Source organism: Pseudomonas sp. GW460-LB5, assembly GCF_059423245.1.
Window position 1 is genome coordinate 1 of record NZ_JBWKXT010000108.1, and the last position, 9,880, is coordinate 9,880.

Annotated in this window: 6 protein-coding genes and 1 pseudogene; 2 read left to right on the top strand and 5 right to left on the bottom strand. The window is 61.3% G+C overall.

Going from position 1 to position 9,880, the window contains the following annotated elements; translation table 11 throughout:
• Nucleotides 1-300: 300 nt before the first annotated feature.
• Genes AC07XM_RS30555 through AC07XM_RS30565 form a run of 3 tightly spaced genes read right to left on the bottom strand, consistent with a single transcriptional unit; the run spans nt 301 to nt 4,367 of the window.
• Nucleotides 301-1,644 (bottom strand): c-type cytochrome, encoded by a 1,344-nt coding sequence (locus AC07XM_RS30555; protein ID WP_070086986.1) that lies wholly within the window; start codon nt 1,642-1,644, stop codon nt 301-303.
• Between the two features lie 18 nt (nt 1,645-1,662).
• Nucleotides 1,663-3,912, bottom strand: coding sequence for a xanthine dehydrogenase family protein molybdopterin-binding subunit (locus AC07XM_RS30560; RefSeq protein ID WP_102690266.1), 2,250 nt, complete (start codon nt 3,910-3,912; stop codon nt 1,663-1,665).
• Complete coding sequence (locus AC07XM_RS30565) at nt 3,912-4,367, bottom strand: (2Fe-2S)-binding protein (protein ID WP_016487486.1); 456 nt, start codon at nt 4,365-4,367, stop codon at nt 3,912-3,914. The genes AC07XM_RS30560 and AC07XM_RS30565 overlap by 1 nt, the downstream gene beginning before the upstream one ends.
• 343 nt (nt 4,368-4,710) lie before the next feature.
• Between AC07XM_RS30565 and AC07XM_RS30570 the strand changes: the two genes are divergently transcribed.
• Both AC07XM_RS30570 and AC07XM_RS30575 read left to right on the top strand, forming a co-directional pair.
• Nucleotides 4,711-6,897 (top strand): OsmC domain/YcaO domain-containing protein, encoded by a 2,187-nt coding sequence (locus tag AC07XM_RS30570; protein ID WP_023048053.1) that lies wholly within the window; start codon nt 4,711-4,713, stop codon nt 6,895-6,897.
• A 283-nt stretch (nt 6,898-7,180) separates the two neighbouring features.
• Nucleotides 7,181-7,993, top strand: a complete 813-nt coding sequence (locus AC07XM_RS30575; RefSeq protein WP_016487484.1) for a class I SAM-dependent methyltransferase — start codon at nt 7,181-7,183, stop codon at nt 7,991-7,993.
• On the opposite strand, the gene AC07XM_RS30580 is transcribed toward AC07XM_RS30575, so the two are convergent.
• Together AC07XM_RS30580 and AC07XM_RS30585 are read right to left on the bottom strand one after the other, a co-directional pair.
• Entirely contained in the window at nt 7,980-8,861 is an 882-nt protein-coding gene (locus tag AC07XM_RS30580; protein WP_095115137.1) for a DUF6708 domain-containing protein, read from the bottom strand. The two genes, AC07XM_RS30575 and AC07XM_RS30580, sit on opposite strands and share 14 nt — an antisense overlap.
• A gap of 2 nt (nt 8,862-8,863) precedes the next feature.
• Nucleotides 8,864-9,880, bottom strand: a pseudogene (locus AC07XM_RS30585) (T6SS effector BTH_I2691 family protein); the annotation flags it as partial.

Below are 9,880 nucleotides of genomic sequence, written 5' to 3' on the forward strand. Positions count from 1 at the left end.
CCCCGCGAAGCAGGCGACGCGATGGATGGCCCCGGCTGCGCCGGGGTTCGCGGGACAAGCCCGCTCCCACAAAGTCACCGTTAAATCAGCAAATCAGTTAGGTTGCGCTGTCGCGTAGGGAACAAGTGCCATTGTGGGAGCGGGCTTGCCCCGCGAAGCAGGCGACACGATGCATGGCCCGGCTGCGCTGGGTTTCGCGGAGCAAGCCCACTCCCACAAAGTCACCGCTAAATCAAATCAGAGTTTGTCCGATGGGAGCGGGCGCGCTCGCGAAGAGGCCGGTGCAAGAACCACGTCAATTCAGCGCATATGCAAGATGATCGGGCTGCTGCTGGCTGGGTCGGTATGACCACGCAACTTGCCTACCGCCTGCGCATCCACCGCACCACCCTGGTTGCCCCAGGCCGTACGCACAAAACTCAGCACTTCGGCAATCTCCTGGTCACTCAACTGCTGGCGGAAAGCTGGCATGCGATAGGCATCCGGCACCCCGGCAGCCACCACCCGCTGCGAACCATTGAGGGTGATATTGATCGCTGAGGCGTTCTCCCTGGCCAGTGCCGAGGTGGCCCCTGCCAATGGCGGCATCCACTCGGCTTGGCCTTTGCCGTCCAGGCCGTGGCAAGACGCGCAGCGGGTCACATAGGTGTGCGCCCCCGGGCTGTCGAGCCGTGCCGCTGCCGATTCGACCCGGTACTGCCATGGCGCGCCGTCACGCTGTGGATCGCCGGGCAGTGATTTCAGGTAATGGGCAATGGCGGCCAGGTCATCGTCATGCATGAATTGCGTGGAGTTGTTGAACGCCTCAGTCATCGAGCCGAACACCACGGCATGCCGGTTGCGCCCGGTTTTCAGGAACTGCGCGATTTCTGCCTCGCTCCAGCGCCCCAGCCCGGTGTTAGGGTCGGCGCGCAGGCTCGGTGCGTACCAGCCGTCGAGCAGGGCGCCGGCCAGGAAGGGTTTGCCGCCTTCATCCAGGGCCTTTTCGTTGAACGCCAGGCCGCGTGGGGTGTGGCAGCTGCCGCAGTGACCTGGGCCCTGGACGATGTAGGCCCCCCGGTTCCACTGCGCATCCTGGCCGGGCTTGTCGGCGTATGGCGAGGTGGCGGCAAACAGGCCATTCCATAAGGCAATGGGCCAGCGCAGGTTCAGCGGCCAGGGAATGTCGCTGGGCAGATTGGCCTGCCGGGCGGGTTGCACGTTGTGCATGAAAAACGCATACAACGCCCTGACATCATCATCGCTGAGCTTGGCGTAGGACGGGTAGGGCATGGCCGGGTACAGCCGCCTGCCACCAGGGGCGACACCCTGGCGTACGGCACGGTCGAAATCGGCCAGGCTGTAGCTGCCGATACCGCTGTCGCGGTCGGGGGTGATGTTGGTGGCGTGGATGGCCCCCAGCGGGGTGGCCATTTCCAGTCCACCCGCGAACGGCTTGCCGTCCGGCAGGCTGTGGCAGGCCACGCAGTCGCCGAGGCGGGCGACGTACTCGCCGCGGCTGATCAGGGCCGGGTCAGCGGCAGTGGCCTGTGCGTCGGCAAACGGCGAGGCCGGCTCGCGGGTCACATACCAGGCCAGCAGGCCTGCCGCGACAAGGCACGGCAGCGCCAGCCAGCCAGCGGTTCTTGCGAAACGATGGGTCATCGGGCTTCCCTTGTGCAGTCAGCTGAAGGTATGGCGGCTCAGTGGCAGGCTACGCACGCGCTGGCCGGTAAGCTGCGCGACCGCGTTGGCCACAGCCGGGGCTACAGCGGGTAGCGGTGGCTCGCCGATACCGCCCATCTTCGCCCCGCTTTCGACAATGCGTACATGCACCCGCGCCATGCGTGAGGGCGGCAGGATCGGGTACAGGTCGTAGTTGCGTGCGCGCGGCTTGCCATCCACATAGACCGCTTCTTCCACCAGCGTCTGCGACAGGCCAAGGGCAACTGCGCCGTTGACCTGGTGTTCGATGATCGACGGGTTGACGATGCTACCCGGGTCGATGGCCTGCCAGATGTCGTGCACCTTGACCTGGCCGTTCTCGATCGACACCTCGGCAATGACTGCCGCTTCCGAGCCAAAGGGTGAGGCCATTGCCACGCCGCGTGCCCGTTTGCTGCCATCCTCGGCAGTGAAGGGCCCACGTTTCCAGCCACCGGACAGCTCGGCGACCGCGTTCAGCAGGGTGGTCAGGCGCGGGTTGTCGCGCAGCAGGTGCAGGCGCAGTTCGAACGGGTCCTTGCCGCCTTTGTCTGCCAGTTCATCGAGGAAGGATTCATAGAAGAAGTCGTTCAACGAGTTACCCACCGAGCGCCAGTAGCCGAGCATGGCCGGGCCTTTGACGTAGATCTGGGCAATGCGCTTGTTGGCGATGGCGTACGACTTGCCTGATAGCCCCTCAACCGCGGTCGGGTCGATCTTTTCCCCTTGCTTGCCAGCAAGAGCCTCGGTTGGGCCTTCGGTGGCGCTGACCGCTTCGAGGGCCACTGGTATGCCATCGGCATCCAGCCCGGCGCGGAATTTCACCACTGCAACCGGGCGCAGCACATCACGCAGGAATTCCTCTTCGCGGCTCCAGATGAGTTTTACCGGCCGGCCAACCGCTTTGGCCAAGGCAATGGCCTGCGGGTAGGGGTTGGCCGAGTCGTACAGGAAGTGGCGGCCAAAGAAACCGCCCAGCAGCGGCGAGTGCAGGTTGATTTGCGCAGGTTCCAGGCCGGTACGCTTGGCAATGTCATCACGGAACATGTCCGGGGCCTGGTTGGGCAGCCAGACGTCCAGGCTGCCGTCCGGGTTGAAGCGGGCGAGGGCGGACGGTGGCTCGAGCTGGGCATGGTTCAGGTACTGGTTGTGGTAGCTGGCCTCGACCTTGGTCTTCGCATTGCTCAGGGCGCCAGCGATATCGCCTTCGTTTTCTTCGTCCCGCGCCGGGCCCTCGACGTTGGCGAGGTGTTCCCGCCATGCGTCGCTGGAGAAGTCGGCCGGCATCGGTCGCACGTTGCTGTCGGCGGCCGGCTCTTTCCAGTCCACCTGAATCGCCTCTACCGCACGCTTTGCGTGCCACCAACGCTCGGCAACCACGGCCACTGCGCCCGGCAGTTGGTGCACGGAGTGCACGCCTTTCATGGCCTTGACCTGATCTTCGTTGCGCACGCTGCCCACGGTCATGCCCAGACGTGGTGCGTGTTGCACGGCGGCGTGCAGCATGCCGTCGACCTTTATGTCGATGCAGTACTGTGCCTTGCCGGTGGACTTGTCGTAGGCATCCAGGCGGCGAACGGGCTTGCCGATCCAGCGGAACTGGCTGGGGTCACGCAGCTTGACGCTGGCCGGGTCGGGTACCGGCAGGTCCATGGCGCGCCCGGCGAGGTCACCGTAGGGTATCGAACGCCCCGTCGTGGTATGTACCACGTTTCCTGGCGTGGTCGAGAGTTCGTCGACCGACACGCCCAGTTGTTCGGCGCCGGCCTGCAGCAGCATGGCCCGGGCAAGGGCACCCAGGCGGCGCATGGTCGGGTAGCTCATGCGCACCGACATGCTGCCACCGGTGATGCGCATGCCGTTTTCCATCACCACGTAAGCTTCGCCCGGTGGTGCGCTATCGACCACGAAATTGACGGGGTCGACATCCAGCTCTTCACCCACAATTTGCGCCATGGCGGTGAAGGGGCCTTGCCCGCCTTCCATAAAGGGGCTGAGCAGGCGTACCGTGCCGTCTGGGCGAATCTCCAGAAAAGCGGGCACCTGGGTACCGCGTTCCGGGGTGGCTGCAACCGCTGCCTGCACACGGCCCGACCCCATTGGCAGGCCGAAACCCAGCACCAGGGCACCGACAGCCGTGCCGGCAAGAAAGCGCCGGCGCGACAAATTGACTGTCTCGCCCAGTTGCAGCCTGAGCAGTTCGCCAGGGGTCTCTACGGGCGTATTCATCAGGCCTGCTCCCCTTGCGCCAGGTCATGCACGGCAGCGTGAATGGCGTTGTAGGTGCCGCAGCGGCACAGGTTGACCATGGCCGCGTCGATTTGCGCGTCGCTTGGCTTGGGGGTGTGCTTTAACAACGCCGTGGCGGCCATTACCTGGCCGGACTGACAATAGCCGCACTGTGCCACCTGGTGCTCGACCCAGGCCGCAACCACCCGTTTGCCAACGGCATCGGCTTCGATGGCCTCTATGGTGGTGACCTCGCGCCCCACCACACCGGCCACCGGGGTGACGCAAGCGCGTACTACGTTGCCGTCCACCAGTACCGAACAGGCGCCGCACTGGGCCAGGCCGCAGCCATACTTGGTGCCGGTCAGCCCCAGATCATCGCGGATCACCCACAGCAAGGGCGTGTCGGCGTCCGCCTCGACCTGGTAGGTCTGCTGGTTAATGCGTAGTTCCATGGTTCACCTGCCAGTCATCGGTTGCTGTTGCCATGTTTTTCTATGCGGGGAATACGTTGTTCCCCAGTGCAGAAAAGCTAGCACAGCGGTGTGACCGCTGGTCTGGTGGTTGGGCCAGGTTCAGAGGATCAGGCAAGCAATCCGGCGGAATACGCAAGCCTGTACTGGCGCCATCGCCGGCAAGCCAGCGCCCACAGGTCGGCGTAAGAGTTGAAAGATATGCAGTCCCTGTGGGCGCTGGCTTGCCGGCGAGGGGCCAGGCAGGCAAACAGGACTTCTGGCGTAAAAACCCGGATAATGCCGGCCAATTTCGTTTTACACGCTTAAATCACGGTAATCCCGCATGGAAATCAAGGTCAATTTTCTCGACAATCTCCGTCTCGAAGCCAAGTTCGATGACTTCACGGTGATCGCCGACCAACCGATCCGCTACAAAGGCGATGGTTCGGCCCCAGGCCCGTTCGACTATTTCCTGGCGTCTTCGGCCTTGTGCGCGGCTTACTTCGTCAAGCTGTACTGCCAGGCCCGCGACATCCCAACCGAAAACATTCGCCTGTCGCAGAACAACATCGTCGATCCGGAAAACCGCTACAACCAGATCTTCAAGATCCAGGTCGAGCTGCCCGAGGACATTTCCGACAAGGACCGCCAAGGCATCCTGCGCTCCATCGACCGCTGCACGGTCAAGAAGGTTGTGCAGACTGGCCCTGAGTTCGTGATCGAAGTGGTCGACAACCTTGATGCCGATGCCCAGGGCCTGTTGATGCCGGTGGCAGACACCAGCACCTACATCCCCGGCAAGGACCTGCCGCTGGAGCAGACCATCGCCAACATGTCGGGCATCCTCGCGGGGCTGGGGATGAAGATCGAGATCGCTTCGTGGCGTAACATTGTGCCCAATGTGTGGTCGCTGCACGTGCGCGATGCGCAGTCGCCGATGTGCTTCACCAACGGCAAGGGCGCCACCAAGGAGGCGGCGCTGGCCTCGGCGCTGGGCGAATTCATCGAGCGCCTGAACTGCAACTTCTTCTACAACGACCAGTTCTGGGGCGAAGAGCTGGCCAACGCGCCGTTCGTGCATTACCCGAACGAGCAGTGGTTCAAGCCTGGCCCGCGCGACGCGCTGCCGGCCGAGATCCTCGACGAGCATTGCCTGGAAATCTACAACCCGGACGGTGAGCTGCGTGGTTCGCACCTGTATGACACCAACTCGGGTAACACCGCCCGGGGCATCTGCTCGCTGCCGTTCGTGCGCCAGTCCGACCAGCAGGTGGTGTACTTCCCGTCCAACCTGATCGAGAACCTGTTCCTCAGCAATGGCATGAGCGCCGGCAATACCCTGGCCGAGGCGCAGGTACAGTGCCTGTCGGAAATCTTCGAGCGTGCGGTGAAGCGCGAAATCCTCGAAGGTGAGCTGTGCCTGCCGGATGTGCCGCAGGACGTGCTGGCCAAGTACCCGGCGATCGTCGCCGGCATCCAGGGCCTTGAAGAGCAGGGCTTCCCGGTGCTGGTCAAGGATGCTTCGCTGGGGGGCGAGTTCCCGGTCATGTGCGTGACGCTGATGAACCCTCGCACCGGCGGCGTATTTGCCTCGTTCGGCGCTCACCCGAGCCTGGAGGTGGCGCTGGAGCGCAGCCTCACCGAATTGCTGCAGGGGCGCAGCTTCGAAGGCCTCAACGACCTGCCGCAGCCGACCTTCGAAAGCCATGCGCTGACCGAGCCGAACAACTTTGTCGAGCACTTCATCGACTCCAGCGGCGTGGTGTCGTGGCGCTTCTTCAGCGCCAAGGCCGACTTCGAATTTGTGGAGTGGGACTTCTCCGGCCACGGCGAGGATTCCAACCAGCAGGAAGCCGCTACCCTGTTCGGTATCCTCGAAGCGCTGGGCAAGGAGGTGTACATGGCGGTGTACGACAACCTCGGTGCCACGGCTTGCCGCATCCTTGTGCCGGGCTACTCGGAAATCTACCCGGTCGAGGACCTTATCTGGGACAACACCAACCGCGCCTTGTCGTTCCGTGCCGACATCCTCAACCTGCACAGCCTCGACAGTCGCTCCCTGAAGTTGTTGCTCAAGCGCCTGGACAACTGCGATGTGGATGACTACACCACCATCACCACGCTGATTGGTGTGGAGTTCGACGAGAACACCGCGTGGGGTCAGTTGACCATTCTCGAGCTGAAACTGCTGATCTGCCTGGCGGTGCAGCGTTTCGAGGATGCCAAGGAGCTGGTCGAGGCGTTCCTGCAGTTCAACGACAACACCGTCGAACGCGGCCTGTTCTACCAGGCGCTGAACGTGGTGCTGGAAGTGCAGCTGGATGACGAACTGCAGCTGGATGACTATGAAGCCAACTTCCGCCGCATGTTCGGGAATGCACGCATGGACGCGGTGCTGGGTTCGGTGAACGGCAGCGTGCGTTTCCATGGCCTGACTCCGACCAGCATGAAGCTCGAAGGCCTCGACCGCCACCTGCGCCTGATCGACAGCTACAAGAAGCTGCATGCGGCCCGAGCCAAATTCGCCTGAGAGCGGCGGTCCCACTCGTTATTTTGTGCTGGCTGTACCGCCGTCATCGCCGGCAAGCCAGCTCCCACAGGTACTGCACCGTTCTTGAGCGTTGTGCTGAACTTGATGGGGCTGGCTAGCCGGCGATTGGGTCAGCAGCTCTCATATAGCACTTTGAACCTGGCGCTATCCCCAAAGCGTCTTTCCGCTTCGCTTGAAAGGCGCGTAATTTTTTCTTCCCCCAATATATGGCGCGTTAACCGCCAGAAGGACCTCGGCCGCGCACAACAAGAAGGCGCAGACCATGAGCACCCCTTTGGACACCAACGCCCTTAAAGCCCGTCAGCAGGCCGCCTGGGCCAGCGGTGACTACGCGGTAATCGGCACCACCCTGCAACTGGTTGGCGAACGCCTGGCCGAGGCCTGCGACTTGCGCTGGGACGAGCAGGTGCTGGACGTTGCTGCCGGCAACGGCAACGCCACCTTGGCCGCTGCCCGCCGCGGCTGTCGCGTCACCTCCACCGACTATGTGCCCGAATTGCTCAAGCGAGGCGAAGAGCGGGCGCGGGCCGAGCACTTGAATGTGTTGTTCCAGGCGGCCGATGCCGAAGCGTTGCCGTTTGCCGACGGTACCTTCGATGCCGTGCTTTCCACCTTCGGCGTGATGTTCGCCCCTGATCAGGCGCAGGCCGCACGCGAGCTGGTCCGGGTGTGCCGGCCCGGTGGCCGCATCGGCCTGGCCAACTGGACCCCGCAAGGCTTTGTCGGGCTGATGTTCAAAATGCTAAGCCGGCATGTGCCGCCACCCCCCGGTGCCTTGCCGCCTTCGCGCTGGGGCGATGAGGAGCAGTTGCGCGTGATGTTCGAAGGGGCGCTCGGCGAACTGAAAGTCAGTCGTCAGCAGTTCAACTTCCGCTATCGCTCGGCGGCGCATTTCATCGAGGTGTTCCGCACCTGGTATGGGCCGGTACACAAGGCGTTTGCCTCATTGGAGCCAGAGGCGGCCAGTGCGCTGGAGCGGGATCTGACCCAATTGCTGGAGGAGAACAACGTCGCGGGGCCTTCATCGTTGGTGGTGCCGAGTGAATACATTGAGGTGGTGGTCATTCGGGGCTAGCAGGCGCTCCTTCCAATGCCTCCGCGGGTGGGGGGGCTGCACGGACATTGAAAAGCTTGCAGACGAAGTACCAAGCGATCGCGACCGTTAGGTTGTAGGGGAACAACACAGCCCAGAACGGCAGTTGCCAGTTTTTCTTGCCCTGCATTTCACCGGGCTCGCCGGTACGCCAGGGGGCATAGTGGCGCCAGGCTTCAGCCGGGGTCAGGCAGATGGCGTAGAGTGGCTTGTGCCACCAATTGGGCTCGCCGGGAGGAGGAAGCTTGTCCGGACCGTGGTTCATGAAATGGCGGAGGTACTCCCACACTTCGGCGACGTGTCTGACCCCGGGCTCGGTGGGTTCGTTGCTGTCGACCCAGAGGCAGTCTTCTTGGTGGAGGCTGCCATCCGCTCGGCGAGGGGCGAAGGCGAGGGCGTAGCTGGTGCTGAAGGATGAACCGCCAAACTCAACACGCTTGAAAATACCCCCGCCCATATTATCCCAATCAAAAACCAATACCCTGTTCAGTCGTTGATAGTAAAACTTTCGTGTTGATCGGTTGAGGTAGATGTTAGATAAGCCCTTTATGAGAAATATTCGGTAGATGAGGAAGGGGAGGAATATGAACGGGGTGAGTGCGAATCCGATAGTAAGTATTGGGTCAAATGTGTGCGGATTCCAGGCGTCACTTGAAAAGAAAGAGGAAGGGTAGATGCCGATCATTACTATCAGAATCGATGCGCAGTACAATTTTCCCATGAAAACAGAATCTGTTACCCACGGGTTTCTTAAACATAGGTTGTTTTCACATGCTTTTAAAAGTTGACCGCCAATAGCGGCTTTGTGCCCTGAATCTGACGTTGAATTGAATAACCAGATGGTTGTCATGATCAGCGTTCCAAACGAAAAATCGACAGGGTCTCATTGTCTTCGTCCAACCCCTGATTGGCGCTGTAGGCGAGATGCAGTGAGACATGATTTTGGTTGGTTAGCGTGTTCTCAAAATGTAGAACCAAACCAGCACCTACGATGTGGCCGGTTGGGGCGATTGGGAAAACGTCCATTCCTTGGCCGTCACGGAGCGCGCTCAAGCTCCCTGACCATTCGCTTACGCCTAGCCTGAAGCCAGGCAGTAGCACTGTGAACTCGACACTTGGTTGAGGTGTGGCTACTTCGTTATGTGTGATAGAGGTCCAGTTTGGCGGAGACCAGAGATGATCTTGATGCCATCGGGTATCGACTTTAGTTATACCGAGTGACAGGGCCTGCTCGGCGGAGAGTAGTTTAGGGCCGTAGTGTTCGTTGTACCAAGCTTTGATTTCGGTTTTTAGCGAAGCAAAAGCAGGAAGTCTATTTTCGTAGTCCAAGTTAATTCCAGCGTGCATCTCTCCATCGTTGATGCGATTGCCGAACACGCAACGTGCAGCCCAAAGTTCTATCGGGCTGTGCTGCCGCTCATGTGCCTTGGCGTGAAGGTACAGCCCTCCTGCAATGATGGCTCCTCCCACCAGGACAAGTGCAGCCGCGGCCCATCCGGCGAACGGTACAAACGAAGTAACACCTGCAATTGACAGTCCGGCTTCAAGTACGACGATTGAGCCAGCGGCCATCGTTACTCCGCCAGCCATTGTGTATCGGGCTGCAATTTGGTCGCCATAAGTGCGCTGCCGCTGAGACTTGAATATGTCAGAAGTTAATCCGCTAATTATAGCGGGGTATCCCACTAAGCGTGCGTAGAGATTACTGCTTAAAAACTTCATGATCCCATTGCCAAAGGCCATGCCTGGTGCGGTCGGACTCAATTTCAGCATTACAGCCTTCTGCGTTGCCCGCACGCTGACCATCGTCGCCGCCGCTGCACCGATCACCCCAAAAATCGATGAAGCAAAGCCCAAGGTGTATTCCGG